This window comes from Myxococcales bacterium (assembly GCA_016703425.1).
GTDB lineage: Bacteria > Myxococcota_A > Polyangia > Polyangiales > Polyangiaceae > JADJCA01.
This window is the reverse complement of record JADJCA010000012.1, coordinates 229,882-245,059: the sequence shown is the minus strand read 5'-3', so window position 1 is coordinate 245,059 and position 15,178 is coordinate 229,882. Positions and strand designations below refer to the sequence as shown.

Below are 15,178 nucleotides of genomic sequence, written 5' to 3'. Positions count from 1 at the left end.
TCAACGCTTGCCGCTGCGACGCCGCGCGACGACGAGCGACAAGCCGACGAGGATGCCGAGCGCCGGAGCGGTCGGAACCTTGGCAGGCGCCGGCGCGGCCGTGCAGCCCTGAATCTGTCCCTCTTCCGCTTCGCCACCGACCGCGGTGATGTTGTTGGCTTCGCGGACGCCGAGGCCCGTCGAATCCTCCTCACCGGGACCGTCGTCGTCGTCGTGCACGTGCTCCTCTTCCGGCACGATCGTGGGCGCGACAGGCACGGGTTCGACGGGCGCGGGCGGCGGCGCGGCGGCAGCGGCGTCCGGCGTGACGGCCGGCGGCGCGGCAGCGTCCGCCTTCAAACTGCTCGGAGCGGCGCCGGCGTCGAGCACGACGGGCACCGGCATGCCTGCGTCGGCCGACGCCTGCGTGGGCTGCGTGGGCGCCGGATGCGGGCCCGTGAAGAACGGCGTCTGACGAGAGGACGCGCGGAGGTTCAGCTCCACGTGAATGTGATCGTGGTGCGGGTGCGGTCCTGAGTATTGGCGGTCGCCGCTGCCGTTCGCCATCCACGACGTGCGGTTCCAGATGATGAGCTGAACGCCGATGTCAGCGGCGTTTTGCACGAGCCAGTTGGCCACCGGATCGCCGGCGTTCGCGTTCGCACGGCCGTCCTTGAGCGGGATGAACACGTCGAGGGCGCGGCCCGTTCCGTGGACGCTCATGCGGCCGCCGTTGGCGGTGTTCTGGCGGCATGCGTATCCACCGATGGACTTCACCTGGCCGAACTTGGCCATCAGGTACTCGCCGACGTCTTGTGCACCTTCCGTGAGGTGGCCGGCGCAGCGGTTCGGATTCCAGGCCGGCGCATCGTCGTAGTGGACGCGTGCGGCGCTTCCGGTCGCGCGGACGTCGCCAGGAATCTCCCAGCGCCCGCGCACCGCCTGCTCGCGGGTCGACTCGTCGTCGCCGGCGTCGGAGCAGCCCACCAAGAAGGCGGGCGCGAAGGCCACCGCGAACGTGCCCACCACGAGGCGCGCGAAGGACTGAGCCCAGGTCGACCGCGCGGGGGACTGTGTAGGATTGGCAACCACGTTGAGGGATGATGTTACACACCCAAGGGGGTCTGAAAAGGCGTGAGACGCGAAGGATCTGGCTTTTTGATCCAGGGACGACAGGCAGCAACAGCAACGCAAATTGCTGTTATCAAACACAATTGTATCGATTTGGGTGTCGGTGCCCGAGTCGAATTGCAGGTCGGGGCCTTCGTCCGCTATGACGGCCCTCATGCGTAAGGTCCTTTCCGCGCTTCCGGTGATCGCGCTCCTTGTCGCCCTGCCCCAGGAGGCGCGCGCCCAGGCCGCCGCTGGCCGCCCCTTCGGCCAAGACTCCATCATCGTCTCGGCCGATCGGCTGATGGGGCTCTTCTCGTACGCCTCGGTCACCACGAGCCAGACGATCGCCAACGTCACGACCGAGACGACCACCTCGGGCCCCGGGCTATCGGTTCTGCTCGGAGGCAACCGGCCGCGAGACCTCGTTCACAACATCCCGCGCGTGAGCGTCGACTACGCGCTGTCGATGCACCTGACCCTCGGCGGGTCGGTGCCCCTCGCGTTCGGGCTCGGCGGCAAAGAAGAAACGAAAAAGACCGGCAACGTGACACGCTCCGTCGACGCACCGACGACGACCATCGTGGGTTTGGCGCCGCGCGTCGGCTACATCCTCAACGTCTCCGACACGTTCGCCATCTGGCCGCGGGCCGGCTTTGCGTATTACTCGGCCAGCGAGAAAGCCACGGTGCGCGACAACAACAACGCGGAAGGGACGCGCACGGTGACGACCAGCTTCGTCAGCATCGACCTCGATCCGCAGCTTGTCATCACGCCCTTCCCGCACTTCGGCATCACGCTGGGCCCGGTGATCAACGTACCCATTGGCGGGAAGATCGAATCGGAGACGCAGTTCGGCTCCGTCAAGCAGTCCGTCGAGATCGACTCGAAGGCTTTCCACTTCGGCATCATGGCCGGCATGCTCGGCTACTTCTGACGTTCCCTTTGGGCGGGCTCGGCGCCGTCGCCGCCCTTAGCCAGGAACTTGCGGAGACGGGCGCCAGTGCGATCTCCTGTGGCGATGCGCGCTTCCTTCGCCCTCGTGCTCGCCTGCTCGTTGGGCGTCTTGTCCAGCATCACCTCCGGCACCGCCTTCGCGACGCCGAAAAAAAAGCCGGTCGAAGCCGCCGAAACCTCCGCCGGAGAGACCAAAGCTGCGCAGAAGAGAGACGACCGCAGCCACGCCCGCCGCTTCGAGTCGGCGATCCGCGCCGCCTCCAAGGCCACGGGGCTCTACGTGCGCGGCGATACGGCGAGCCGCAAGGACTACGACGCGCTCCTCGACGCCGCGGTGGTGCACGGCCTCGACACCATCGTTCTCGACGCCAAGGACTACGACGGGACGCTGACCTACCGCTCCCAGGTTGCGCTCGCGAAGGAGACGGGCGCCACCAACCAGGCGCCCATCGAAGACTTCTCCGCTGCCATCAAGAAGGCCCAAGCGAAAGGCCTCCGCGTCGCCGTCCGCGTGAGCTGCTTCGAAGACGAGTTCATGACCAAGGCCAGGCCCTCCATGTCGGTGATGTCGAAGGCGGGCCGCCCCTACCCGCTCGGCTGGCTCGATCCGTCGAATGCCGCCGTGCAGGGTTACCTCGTCGACCTCGTGCGCGAAGCCATCGCGCTTGGCGCCGACGAGATCCAACTCGACTACGTCCGCTATCCGGTGCTGGCCATCAAGAACGCCGACTTTCACCTCGATGAGCGCGGCCTCACGAAGACGACCGTCATTCGAGACTTCGTGCGCAAGGTGCACCAAGTGACGATGGCGCACGACGTGCCGCTCTCACTCGACGTCTTCGGTGTCATCGCCTTCGGCAAACGCGATGACATCGAACGTTTGGGGCAAGATCCCGTTCTTCTCGCGAGCGAGTGCGAGGTGCTCTCGCCGATGGTCTACCCGTCGCACTACCACGCCGGCTTCTACGGCTTCGAAGAGCCCGGCGCGCACCCCGAACTGGTGGGCATCGCGATGGCCGGCCTCACGAAGCAGCTTGACGCGGTCAAAGGTCGACGAGCGGTCTTGCGACCATGGCTCCAGGCCATGCCGTGGAAGTCGTCGACCTTCTCGCCCGGCTACATCGTCCAAGAGATCAGGAGCTCCGACGAGCACGGCGGTTCGGGATTCCTCCTCTGGAATCCCGGACAGTCCTACAAGCAGTCGTTCGCCGCGCTCCGGGCCATGAGAAAGGCCGACGGCAAGGCGAGCGCCAACGCTGCACGACCCTAGCGCACGCTGATCTCGCGCGCCTTCGCGTCGGCGTTCAGGAGCCACGGCATGGCAGCGGGCGCCAACTCAGTGCCACGCGCGACGCGAAGCCGTGCGAACGCCTCGTCGCCGTCGTAGGGAACGAGGAGGTAGCCGCTCGAGCGCTCCGTGAAGCGTACCGCGTGAGCCGTCCGCACGGCAGAGACGCGCCCCCCGTCATCGAGCCACTCCACCGGGACCTTCGCGCCATCGAGGACCGCATCGGTGACGAAGGGCGCGCCATACCAAGCGAGCGCACCGTCCGACACGTGGAGCATGCGAAACCGTGCCGCACCGGGCCCCGTCGTGAGAGGCGCGGCGCTCGCGGGGATGCGGGCCACGGCGCTCAACCGCTCGAAGAGACCTCGGTACGTGTAGTCACTCTGCCACGCCGGGTTGCAGTAGCTCATCTGGTCAAAGAGGCTCGGCGGCTGGAGCGCCTTGGTGACAACGCTGTAGCCCCAGTTGCCCGTGAGGCCGCCGGGATACGGGTAGTGTGCATCGACTCCGCCGGCCCGGCCGCAGGGCGCGTGGTCGCGGCCATGCCCGTGGCCCAGCTCGTGGGGAACAGTGTCGATGGATTCGCTCGTTGGGAAGAGGACCCCGACGCTCACGCGATGCGCCGTATCGGCGGGGCTCTCGGCGAATCCCGAGAGACCGAGAACGCAAGACCCCGTGCAGAAGCCGGTCAAGGTCGCCGCCGGGGCGAAGGCCCCGTAGTAGTAGACGTCGGGCGCCACGCGATCGGTGAGGCGCGCGCGCGTGACGGTCATGAGCACCTCGTCCCAGCCGGGCCCCCTTCCGCTGATGGGCACGGAGAACGGAACGGGCTCTCGGACCGTCACGACGACCTCCGGCACCGGGTAAAACTCGAGGAGCCGCTTTCGAATGGCGTCAACGATTGAAGCGCTCGTGTCGGGCAGACGGTTCGATCCGTCGGCGCCGTATTGGACGGGCACGATCACCACGCGGAGCTTGTCGGCACCTCGCTCAGCGCGCAGCGGTTCGGGAATGCCCGACAGCGGAGACTGCGCGGCGGTCTTGGTCGCGCCAGGGCGCGCCGGCGCCGCTGCGTCGACCAAGCGCACCAAGAATCGCGTCTCCGGCGTGAGCTCCGCGCCGGGGACGTCGAAGTTGAGGGTCGTCGCGGGCGTGTCCTCGCGCGACGGACCGGCGAGGAGCAACGTCTCCTCAAAGACGCGCTGCGTCTTGCCCTCGCGCACGAGGTAGAGCTCCCCGCGCACGCTCGTGCCGATGCGGGCCGCGTCCGGCGCCACGTAGGCGCGGAAGAGCGCGTCGCGCCCGGCGACGACGGGCATGGCGCGCGTGGGCGCCTCCCCGCCCAAGAGCAGCGAGACGCGTGTGCCCTGGTACAGCGCAACCTCCGTCACGCGAACGCCCTCGGCAAACTGCGCCTTCGCGAGCGTGACGTCGGCCTCGCGCCTCGCCGAAACAGCCTGGCCCTCGTCCTCCGACGGCGCCCGCCCTTCGACGCGATCGGAGCAAGCCGCGAGCGCGGCGATCAGGAGCACGGCTCGCATCGCACCGTGTGGGAGCAACCAATGGGCCACAGCACACGCCCCTCGCGATGACACCGAACGGCGCTCCGCGAGGCGGGGCGTGGATCACGGCGCCCCCACGACGCATCCGTACGATGACAGGCGCAGCGCTGAAGCGCGCGATCTAGCGGCGGGCGCGACTGCCCTTCGAGGAAGGCGGCGGCACGGTGTTCTGACCGACGGCCTTGCTCGGCGGCAACGAGTTCACCTTGCCCGGCGGCATCGAGAAGCTGATGCGAAACTCGCCCGACACATCGGGCGAGCGAAGGGCCGCGGCCGCGGCGATGGCGGCGCTCTTGCGACGCGGCGGCGCCGACGCGGGCACGAGCGAGTGACTCGCGCGATCAAGCGGACGGAGCAGCTCGCCGACCTCGGTCTTCAGGGCCACCGAGTCCTCGCGCGGTAAAAGCGAGGTCGCCAAGAAGAGCGCAAAGCCGACGTACTCCTCGAGGTTCTTGACGAGGCGCGCGACGGGCTCGTTGGTTGGGCGGGCGAGGAGGTTCTTCGCGACCCGCGCCGGCACGAAAGTGCCGTCATCCTGGGGCCCGGCGCCGGAGACCAAGGTAGCAACCGTCGGCGCGCCGGACACGAACCGAGCGAGCGCCTCGCGGAGCTCGGTGCCCACGGCAGCGCGATCGCAAGCGCTGTGCATCGCGGCGAGCGCGGCGTTGAAGAGCTCGGTGATGGCCTCAGGGCCGCGCGGGCGCGGGCCGCGCATGGCCACGACCCCCGCTTCGACGAGGCGGACCATAAGCTGCGTGATCTCGTATTCGAGAATTCCGAGGCGACGTCCGATGTCAGCCACGGAGCGTTTGCCGTCGCACTCGCCGAGCACCTGTTGGAGGTCCCCTGCCATCGGCGGGACGCCGATCACCTCGGGGACGTGCCGCTCACTCGGGACATGGCGCCGGAACGAGAGCATCTCGTCCATGCGACGCGCCCCCTCCATGAGAAGCTCGATGGCCGTCGGGTGTGGTCGCGGGAGGGCTCCTTCGATCATCTTGCGGTCAAAGAAGTAGAACGCGCCGCCCTTGGCGCGGACGACCGCGAAGAACACTTCCTCGGCGTGACGCCGCTGGATCGGAGCGAGCGACTCTTCGTCGGCGACGTCCTGCTCGATGAGGGCCTCCGCCAGGCTCGTGCCAGTGATCGCCGCCGCGCGGCGCGCTCCGTCGATTTGTTCGTGGCTCGCGAGACCGAAGCGGTAGACGAGCTCGCCAAAACGCTCGAGCCGCACCGTCGACGTGGCTCCCGTCACGCGGCCCGCGTCAAACTCGACGGTACGTGTGCCGTCATCGTTGGTGACAACGAGGGAGCCGGTCCACCCCGACTGCCCGATCAACGCGAGGACGTCGCAGAGCGAGCCGGCGATCGTAATTTGACCTGCGAGGCGCAGCTCGGCGTCGGCGAGCGGACCTTCTGCGCGGCGGAGAAGGAGGACGTCGGGCGTGCTGTCCTCGAGCGACCAAACGCCGGGCCGCGCGCCCAACATGTGCTGCGCTGCCTTCGAGAGCGCCGTGATGCCCCCACCCTCTTGAATCCGTACCTGACGTCGGCCCTTCGCCATCCAGCCTCGTTCTCTCCAACGTACGCGACGTGCGCGCCTCGCCGGGAGGTTGTTCAGTGTAGTTGCCTTTTGCTCGTAGGCCCGGAGAAGTCGCGGATTTGTGGGGGCGAGAGCTACCGGTAGGGAGCTTCCGAGCGGTGCGCAAGTCTCTGTGCGGTAGCCGAGCAGTCGCGCACCGGGTTGCGATATCCTCCCACCCGTGACGCGCGAAGAGGTCTGGGAGAACATCGCCGCCTACTTGCGCGGGGAATTCGGGAAGCTGCTCGAGGTGCGCGACGTGCGGCGCGTGAGGCGCGTCGCCGGTGACGCCTGGGCCGTCACCGTCGTGCTTGCGGCGCCGAGCGGCGACATCCATGTGGCGGACCTCCACGTCGACGAGGAAGGCGTCATCCGGCCCCTCTTGGGGCCCGACGACATCGTCACCGCCGTGCGGACCGCCGACGAGCGTCAGCGCGCGTCGCTCACGGCGCCAGCCGTCATTCCCGAGCTCGCGGGGTTCACCGTCGACGACTCCGGTGGAGGCGACGACGACGACGACGTCGGCCTATCGGCGCTCGAGTCCACGGAGGATCTCGCCGATCGCGCCGGCGCCCTCGTGAAGGCGGGCGACCCGGCGTCGCTGCAAAAAGCGCGCGAGCTCCTCCCGCACCTCCTGAGCGATCCGATGCATCGCGGCGAAACGCTCCTTCGCATGGCGAAGGTCGAGCGCGCGCTCGGCGAAACCAAGCTCGCGACGAACTACGCAGAGGCGGCAGCGCGGGAGTTTGGCGATCGCTTCGACTTGCCTTCGCTGGAAGACGCCGCGGCGCTCGCCCTCGAGCTCTTGGGCAAAGAGGCGTTCCCGGGCTCGCGCATCTACACGCTCCTCGAACAGTGCCGCATGCGGCTGAGGCCGCTCGCAAACCTGTTCGATTGCCGAAGCCTCAGCGACCTCGGCGACGATCACCGCCGCGAGCTCTCGGCCGCCACGACGCTTCGAACGCTTGGCCCCGGCGAGATCCTCGTCGTCGAAGGTGACCCTTCCGAGAACATCTTCATCGTGAAGAGCGGCCTCATCGGCGTTTACCTCGAGAAACCCTCCGGTGGGTCGTGGCTCGTGCGGTGCTGCTTTCCTGGCTGGCTCCTCGGTGAATCGAGCGTGCTCGCCATCGATCCGCACTGCACGGCGACCTTGCGCGCGGAGCGCGTAAGCGAGGTCTGGACCCTCCCGGCGCCGGCCGTCAAAGGCCTCATGGGCAAGGACACGGTCTTCGCCGACCGCATCGCGGCGACCAAGCAGATTCACCGCATCGACTCGTTCTTCTCGATGCACGAGTCGATGGCCCAACTCGACGTGCAGGTGCGCGACGAGATGCTCTCGTGCATCCAGCGGCTCGAGTCGTTCTCCGAGGAGACCATCTTGCTACCGGCCAACGAGATCCCGGCGGTGGCGCTCCTCGTGGCGCGCGGTGAGGTGGCGCTCTACCCGGAAGGTGACGCAGGAGCGCAGCCGCTCACGCTCGCGCCCGACACCTTCTTCGGCGTCCGCGACTCGCTCCACCAGATTCCGCTCTCGGTCACCGTGGTGGCCCGCAGCGGCTCGACGGTCGCGTTCTTCGACGGTGAGCGGCTCCGCGCGCTGTGCACGCGGAGCCCGGAGAACGTCGCGGCCGTGCTCGAACGCCTCGGCTGAGGCGGTCGCTGCTCGAAGCGGCAGCGACGCGCCCCCGTCCGCCGCGCGTCAGGTTCGCGACGTCTTCTTGTCCTTCTTGTCGGCGTCCTTCTTGTCGTCCTTCTTTGGCTCGCCGTCCTTCTTCGCGCCGTCGAGGCTCATCTCGGCGACTCCGTCTTGGAAGCGCACCTTGGCGACCATAAGCTTCTCCTGAAGCGACACCAGCTCGAGCGTCGACTTCGAAACGCGATCGCTCGTCTCCTGCATCTTCTTCTCGAGATTCTGCATGAGGGGTCCCGCGGTCTTCACCGCCTTCAGCGTCACGAGCTGCGCGTGAAGCTCGTCGAGACGAACGCGGTACTCGCCCATCTGGTCGCGCGTCGTTTGGATGCGCTGCTCGAGGTTGCCGATCTCCGTCTGGAGCGTCACCAGATCGGCGACGCGCTCCTTGAGCAAGCCGGTGGCCGACTGCGAGAGGTAGACGCGAACAGTCTCGAAGCTCTGCGGCGTGCGGAGGTCGAGGCTCTTCAAGCACCGGCGTCGCCGTCTCGATGACGACCTCTTTGGAGGAGTTTGGCTCAAGCTCAACGCGAAAGAGGTGCGCCGCGCCCATGCGCTCGCGGTGTTCCGGTCCCTTCTCGATGACGTGCCCTTGCGGCACCGTTTGGCGGACGAAGACCGTTGCGCGCTCGCCGAGACGATTGTGCAGCGTGAACTGCGCCTTTCGGATGGTCTTCACCTCCGTGGAGAAAACGCCTCGCTGCACCGAGAGGATCTTTGCGATCTCGTCGCGCGAGGCGTCCTTGCGCTCCACCACGATCTGGCGATCGAGCGCGAAGGGTACAAAGGCCGCCGACCGCGCGGGGATAGGCTCGCAGAGCCCTTCGCCAATGAATCGGCCCTGGCCGAACACCGTCACCGGCCCGCTCTCCAACACCGAGTCGGTGGGATTGACGAGGCGCACCGACTTGAAGGCGAAATTGGCGTTGCCGCGCGCGCTCTCTGGATCGAACAAATAGACAACGCCTCCCTCGGTCTTGGTGGTGAGGATCGACACCATGGCGCTCGACGCCTTGGGCACGCTCATGGTGACGGCCGACTCGAAGTGCGAGGTGCCGATGGGGTCCGTCGAGAGCGGCGGCGCCACGGCGGCCGCCGCGTCTCTCGCGTCTCCGGCCTTGGCCTTTTCGTTGTTGCTCTCCTCGACGATGCGAACGCCGCCGCGCGGCGACGGCACGTCGGCGCGGCCCACCGCCACGACGCGCGACGGATCGATGCCTTGCCGCACGAGCTGGTCGCGGAGCTTGTTGGCGCGGTCGAGCGACGCGCTCTTCTTGTCGCCGTCCTTCTCGCTGGCAAAGCCTTCGACGGTGACTTGGTTCTGGTTCTGCCGGAGCGAGTTGGCGAGCTGCGCGATCTTCTGCGCCTCCTCGCGTTGCAGAGGGGACTGCATCGGCGGAGGCGGCGGGGCTGGCATCGCCGGAGGCGAAGCGGGGCCTCGGTTCGTGGCGCCTTGGCCCATCCCCATGCCGGCGGAAGCACCACCAGACGGGGCTGCGCGGCCACGACTTCCCGTCGACTCGGCGGCGTCGAGCCGCAGCTCCTTGGCGGGCCGCGGCTTGGGCGCCGGCGCCATGGCCGGGGTCGGGGCGTCGAGCGCGGCGATGGCGTCGTCGGAGAACTCGAAGGACTTCTTGCCGTCTTTGCCGTAGGTGGAGCCACCCGTGGGAGGCGCAAGCGCAAAGAGGCCGTCGGCCTGAAGCGTCTCGCGGTGCACCGAACGGATGGAGCGAAGGTCGAAGCGGAACGAGAGCGCGGAGCTCGAGCCGACGACGAGCTTCACTTGGTTCCAGTCTTCGCCGGAGGTGTTGTCCACCACGGCCCATCCTTGGATCTCGACCTTGCCGCCGTCGCCGATGACGATGCGGTAGCTGGGCTTCCAAGCGGGCGCCTCGGTCACGTAGGACAGGCGCAGCTTGTGCGGCCCCGCCTCGGGCAGGCGAATCTTCATGTCGATGATGGCGCGACCGTCGCGCGGGACGTCGGTCGGGTACGCGATGGGCGCGGGCTTGCCCGTCGCCGCGTCGACGACGGTGAGCGACTTCAAGAAGTCGTCGACCTTGTCGGCCGGCACGGCGAGCTTCAGCGTGTTGTCGGTCACCTCCGCGGTGCGCTCGAAGTAAGCCACGCCGTTGCGATAGAGGACCACCCGACCGAGCGTCGTGTCGTCGGCACCAACGTACGTCGACGTGGTCGCTCCGCAGCCAACGCCGAACGCCAGAAGGGGGCACGCGGCCAAGAGGCGAGCGAGCGTCGAGTCGACACGAACGTGCATACGCATGGGAGTTTCTCCTGGAGAACGAACTGGCGGCCGGCCGAACGCGTCGAGGCGGCTCAGTGTGAAGGCATCTCGGAAAGGCTTGGACGGTCCAACGGCGGAAAAGTTTGAACCTTACAGCGAGAGCCTACTGCCTTGAGTCCAGTGAAACGACGGGCAACTTCTTGGTAGCATCGCGTGCCCATGGTCACCGCAGCCCCGCTCGAAGCCACGCTCCTCTTCTCGGCCCCAGACCGTCCCGGGCTCGTGGCCCGCCTCGCGGGCTTTTTCTCGGAGCTCGGCCTGAACATCGTCGACGCCGCCAACTTCACCGACACCGGCGGCGAGCGCGGGGCGCGCTTCTTCATGCGCCTCGTCGTCGATCTGGGCGGGCTGTCGTCAGCGGAGGCCCACGCCAAACTCGGAGGCTCGGCCACGCGCGCGGCCCTGGAAGAGGCCTTCCGCGACCGAATCGGGACCCCGCTGGGCGGCGAATGGTCCATCGGCTACAGCGATCATGTCCCCCGCATCGCGCTCTTCGTCACCAAAGACCCGGCGTGCCTCTACGACCTCGCCCTGCGCCAGCGGCAAGGGGAGCTGCCCTGCGAGATCGCCCTCGTCGTGAGCAACCACGCGGCCCTCGAGAGCGCCGCCCAGGCGTTTCGCCTCCCGTTCTTCGCCTTGCCCGTGACAGCGCCGACGAAGGCCGACCAGGAAGCGCGCGTCCTCGAGCTCGTCTCGAGGCACCATGTCGAGCTCATCGTGCTAGCGCGGTACATGCAAATTCTCAGCGACGACTTCCTCAAGAAGGCGCCGCCGGTTATCAACATCCACCATGGGTTCCTGCCGGCGTTCCAGGGAAGCAAGCCCTACCACCAGGCGCACGCTCGCGGTGTGAAGCTCATCGGCGCGACGGCCCACTACGCCACCAAGGACTTGGACGAGGGCCCCATCATCGAGCAGGACGTCGCGCGGGTCTCCCACACGATGGGCCCCGACGAGCTCGTGCGCGTCGGGCGTGACGTCGAACGCGTCGTCTTGGCGCGGGCCGTTCGCGCGCACTTGCAGCGACGCGTCATCGTCGAAGGTCGTCGAACCTTCGTGATGTGATACACGTAACGGCATGGAGCTCAGCGAAGCCCGCCAGAAATACGACGACCTCCAAGGGCGCCTCAAGGCGCTAAGGGGGTATCTTTGACGTCCCGAAACTGAAGCGCGAGATCGATCGGCTCGGCGAGCAGACGCTCGCGCCGGGCTTCTGGGACGACACCAAGAAAGCTCAAGCCTTGACGCGCAAGCGCGCTGGCATCGAGCAAGTCGTCCAGACCTTCGAGAAGCTCGACAAGGACGTCGAAGACGGCCGCGTGCTCCTGGATCTCGGCGTCTCCGAGAAGGACGAGGACACGGTCCAAGAAGCCTGCAACATGCTCACGGCGCTCGAGGCGCGCGTGCGAAAATCCGAGCTCGGACGCATGCTCTCGGGTCCCGCAGACCGATCGAACGCCATCGTGACGATCCACCCCGGCGCCGGCGGCACCGACGCCAAAGACTGGGCGGCGATGCTGCTTCGCATGTACGTGCGCTGGTGCGAGGCGCGCGGCTACAAGACCGATCTCATCGACTACCAGGAGGGCGACGAGGCCGGCATCGACGCGGCGTCGTTCACGGTGCAGGGCGAGAGCGCTTACGGGTACCTGCGCGGCGAGCACGGCGTGCATCGCCTCGTGCGCATGAGCCCTTTCAACGCCGACCACACGAGGCAGACAGCCTTCGCCGCCGTCGAGGTGTCGCCCGACATCGAAGACGACATCGACATCGAGGTTCAAGAGAAGGACATCGAGATCACGACGATGCGCGCCGGAGGCAAAGGCGGCCAGAACGTCAACAAGGTCGAGACGGCGGTGCGCCTCAAGCACATCCCGACGGGCCTCAACATCGTGTGCCGCGCGGAGCGGAGCCAGCACCAGAACCGCGCCATGGCGATGAAGGTCTTGAAGGCCCGGCTCTACGAGCTCGAGCTCCAGAAGCGCGAGCAACAGAACGCCGCCTACCAGGCGACCAAGAGCGCCATCAACTTCGGCAGCCAGATCCGCAACTACGTGCTGGCCCCCTACCGGCTCGTGAAGGACACGCGCTCAAGCCACGAGACGGGCAACGTCGACGGCGTGCTCGACGGCGATCTCGATCCGTTCATCGAGTCGTACTTGATGGCGGCCGCTGGCGGGACGCTCCGAAAGGGCGGAGCCGTCGAAGGTGGCGACGAGGACAACGGATAGCGATTCGCTTCGCCATGCGACGGTCCACGCGCGCCCACGGGTCGGAGACGGTGTAGACAGGCCATGGCGCGCATTGCCGTGACAGGAGCAACGGGCGGCCTCGGCGCCAACGTGGTTCGCGCGGCGCGCGCCGGCGGCCACGAGGTGGTCGTGCTCTCGCGCGGCCAAGGGGGCGTGGCCCCCGGCGTTGCGTTGGGTGAGCTGCCTGGCGTCCTCGTGCACCGCGGCGACGCCACCAGCGCGGCCGACGTGACGGCGCTCGCGGTCGGCGCCGACGCGCTGATTCACTGCGCGAATCCGCCCTTCGCCGGCGACTGGATCGGCGGGCAAAAGCGCATGGCCGATGCCGCCATCGATGCGTGCCGCGCAACCGGCGCGCGGCTGGTGTTTCCCGGCAACGTGTGGATCTTCGGGCGCGGTCGCCGCGGCGAACGGGTCCTGGACGACGCGGCCGCTGCCCCGATCTCGGCACGTGGCCGAGCGCGGGCCACCATCGAGGCTTCCATCACGCGCTCGGGCGTTCCCTTCACGATCGCGCGCATCGCGGAGTTCTACGGTCCCTCCGTCACCACGCTGATGGGTCCGCCGCTTCAGGCCCTCGCGGCGGGACGAACCGCTACCTGGTACGGGCCGCCGGACGTCGAAATCGAGCTCGCCTACATGCCCGACGTCGGCAACGCGGTGGTGAGCGCCGGCCTCGACGCGCGCACGCGCGGCCTCGCCCTCAACGTTCCGACGGCAGGCGTGACGACACCGCGAAAGTTCCTTGAGCTGGCGCGCGCGCAAAGCGGGCGAGGCTCGCTTCGCTTTCTGCCCGCGTTCGTGGTGCACGCGGCCGCGCCCTTTCACGCTAAGGCCCGCGCCTTCGCCGACATCCTTCACCTGTGGACCGACCCCGTGGTGATGAAAGCGGCGCGATGGTCCGAGCTGGCGCTCCCACCTTTGCCGACCAGCTACGCGGCGGGCATCGAGGCGACGCTCGCGTGGCATCGAGCTGGGGCCTAGCGAGCGGCTCCGCGATTCACGGAACGCCGCGCGTCGCGTAGGCTCCGGCGCGCGTGCCCGAAACGCCGAGGAACGTGGGGCTCCAGCGGGGCGAGTCGGCTGGGGCCCTGCGAGGTAGAGAGCACCATGATCGAGATTTCTGCGCGCGGCGCCACTGACGTCGGCAAAGTACGAAAGTCCAACGAAGACGCCATCGGCGTTGACGAGGCGAGGGGGATCTTCATCCTCGCCGACGGTATGGGGGGCCACGAGAGCGGCGCCCGTGCTTCGAAGGCCGCCGTTGAGACGTTGCATCAGGAGCTCTTGGCGGTGCGTTCGGTCTTCGAGCGGTGCCGGACCGACGCGAGCGAAGGTGCGAGCGCCGAAGCCGTCGCCGCCGTGGTCGCCGCCTTCGAGAAGACGTGCGCTCGGGTCTACGATCTGGGCCGCGAAGGGCAAACCCGTAGACGCATGGGCTCGACGCTCGACGCGCTCATTCATCTCGGAGACCGCGCGCTCCTGGCGCACGTCGGCGACGGTCGCGTCTATCTCTCGCGCGGCGGACGCTGCAACCGCCTCACGGAGGATCACTCGATCGTGGCGGAACAAGTCCGCGCCGGGGTCCTCACGCCTGCCGAGGCGGAAACGAGCCGCTTTCGCGGCGTGCTCACGCGCGCCATCGGAACCCACCGGTCCGTGAAGGTCGATACGTTGATGGTCGACATCAACGCCGGCGACCTCTTCGTGATGTGCAGCGACGGCCTCCATCGGTACGCGCACGGCCCCGAGCTCGCGCAACTCCTCGGACAGAACGCCACCCCCGCCGCGGCGGCGCGGCTCATCGAGCACGCCAACGTGGCCGGCGGCGAAGACAACGTCAGCGTGATCCTCGTCGGTTGCCGGGAGGCTGCGTCGACGCAGAAGATGGCCGCCGCGGGGTCGACGACGCCCCTCGGCGACTCGAGCACAACACGCGTGGCGTCACGCATCGACGCCATCTGCAAGTTGCCGCTCTTTCAACATCTCTCGTACCGCGAGCAGGTTGCTGTGCTCGCGCTCGCCAAGTCGCGCGTCTACGAGCCAGCGGCGACCGTCATCGCGCAGGGTGAGGCGGGCAGCGAGATGTTCGTCATCATCGAGGGATCCGTTATGGTCGAACGCGACGGTGCGAAGCTCGCCGAGCTGGGCGCCGGCGGACACTTCGGCGAAATGGCGCTTGTCGACGACGCCCGTCGCTCGGCAACGGTGACAGCGCTAACGCGCACAGACGTTCTTTCCATCGGGGAGGCCGAGCTCTCGGCGCTGATGCGCGTCGAGCCCGTGGTGGGCGTGAAGATCTTGTGGAACTTCGCCCAAGTTCTTTCGCGACGTTTGCGAACCGCGAGCGCGGAGATCGCGGAGCTGCAAATGAACCAGGTGCCGGGGCCGACAACGCTCGCTGTGCCATTCGGCGACTGAGCAGGCGGCGCGCCGCCCTCCCCCGCGCTACC

11 protein-coding genes are annotated in these 15,178 nt (G+C 67.9%); 7 read left to right on the top strand and 4 right to left on the bottom strand.

Annotation, left to right across the window (positions count from 1 at the left end; all coding sequences use genetic code 11):
• Positions 1-1,071, bottom strand: coding sequence for an extensin family protein (locus tag IPG50_23940; GenBank protein MBK6695235.1), 1,071 nt, complete (start codon positions 1,069-1,071; stop codon positions 1-3).
• 193 nt (positions 1,072-1,264) lie between these two features.
• Between IPG50_23940 and IPG50_23935 the strand changes: the two genes are divergently transcribed.
• Together IPG50_23935 and IPG50_23930 are read left to right on the top strand one after the other, a co-directional pair.
• The gene (locus IPG50_23935) at positions 1,265-2,026 is read left to right on the top strand and encodes a hypothetical protein (protein MBK6695234.1); all 762 of its coding nucleotides are present in this window, start codon (positions 1,265-1,267) and stop codon (positions 2,024-2,026) included.
• An 84-nt stretch (positions 2,027-2,110) separates the two neighbouring features.
• Positions 2,111-3,316: a hypothetical protein gene (locus IPG50_23930; GenBank protein MBK6695233.1), complete on the top strand. Its 1,206-nt coding sequence runs from the start codon at positions 2,111-2,113 to the stop codon at positions 3,314-3,316.
• Here IPG50_23930 and IPG50_23925 read toward each other — a convergent pair.
• On the bottom strand, positions 3,313-4,875 hold the full coding sequence (locus IPG50_23925) for a hypothetical protein (GenBank protein MBK6695232.1): 1,563 nt from the start codon (positions 4,873-4,875) through the stop codon (positions 3,313-3,315). The genes IPG50_23930 and IPG50_23925 overlap by 4 nt on opposite strands.
• A gap of 142 nt (positions 4,876-5,017) precedes the next feature.
• Positions 5,018-6,460: a DUF4388 domain-containing protein gene (locus IPG50_23920; protein ID MBK6695231.1), complete on the bottom strand. Its 1,443-nt coding sequence runs from the start codon at positions 6,458-6,460 to the stop codon at positions 5,018-5,020.
• Positions 6,461-6,659: 199 nt separating this feature from the next.
• On the opposite strand from IPG50_23920, the gene IPG50_23915 reads away from it, so the two are divergent.
• Complete coding sequence (locus IPG50_23915) at positions 6,660-8,132, top strand: cyclic nucleotide-binding domain-containing protein (GenBank protein ID MBK6695230.1); 1,473 nt, start codon at positions 6,660-6,662, stop codon at positions 8,130-8,132.
• Here the strand turns inward: IPG50_23915 and IPG50_23910 are convergent.
• Positions 8,017-10,452, bottom strand: coding sequence for a DUF4139 domain-containing protein (locus IPG50_23910; protein MBK6695229.1), 2,436 nt, complete (start codon positions 10,450-10,452; stop codon positions 8,017-8,019). The genes IPG50_23915 and IPG50_23910 overlap by 116 nt on opposite strands.
• A 180-nt stretch (positions 10,453-10,632) precedes the next feature.
• Here IPG50_23910 and purU point away from each other — a divergent pair, with 180 nt between their 5' ends.
• The 4 genes from purU to IPG50_23890 all read left to right on the top strand — a co-directional run bounded on the left by purU (position 10,633) and on the right by IPG50_23890 (position 15,146).
• Complete coding sequence (gene purU, locus IPG50_23905) at positions 10,633-11,538, top strand: formyltetrahydrofolate deformylase (protein ID MBK6695228.1); 906 nt, start codon at positions 10,633-10,635, stop codon at positions 11,536-11,538.
• Positions 11,539-11,551: 13 nt separating this feature from the next.
• A protein-coding gene (gene prfB / locus IPG50_23900) for a peptide chain release factor 2 (GenBank protein ID MBK6695227.1) occupies positions 11,552-12,704 on the top strand; the annotation gives its coding sequence in 2 pieces (ribosomal slippage) (positions 11,552-11,623 and positions 11,625-12,704; 1,152 coding nt in all).
• 63 nt (positions 12,705-12,767) lie between these two features.
• Positions 12,768-13,709, top strand: a complete 942-nt coding sequence (locus tag IPG50_23895) for an NmrA family NAD(P)-binding protein (GenBank protein ID MBK6695226.1) — start codon at positions 12,768-12,770, stop codon at positions 13,707-13,709.
• 126 nt (positions 13,710-13,835) lie between these two features.
• Positions 13,836-15,146 (top strand): cyclic nucleotide-binding domain-containing protein, encoded by a 1,311-nt coding sequence (locus tag IPG50_23890; GenBank protein ID MBK6695225.1) that lies wholly within the window; start codon positions 13,836-13,838, stop codon positions 15,144-15,146.
• Positions 15,147-15,178: the final 32 nt, after the last annotated feature.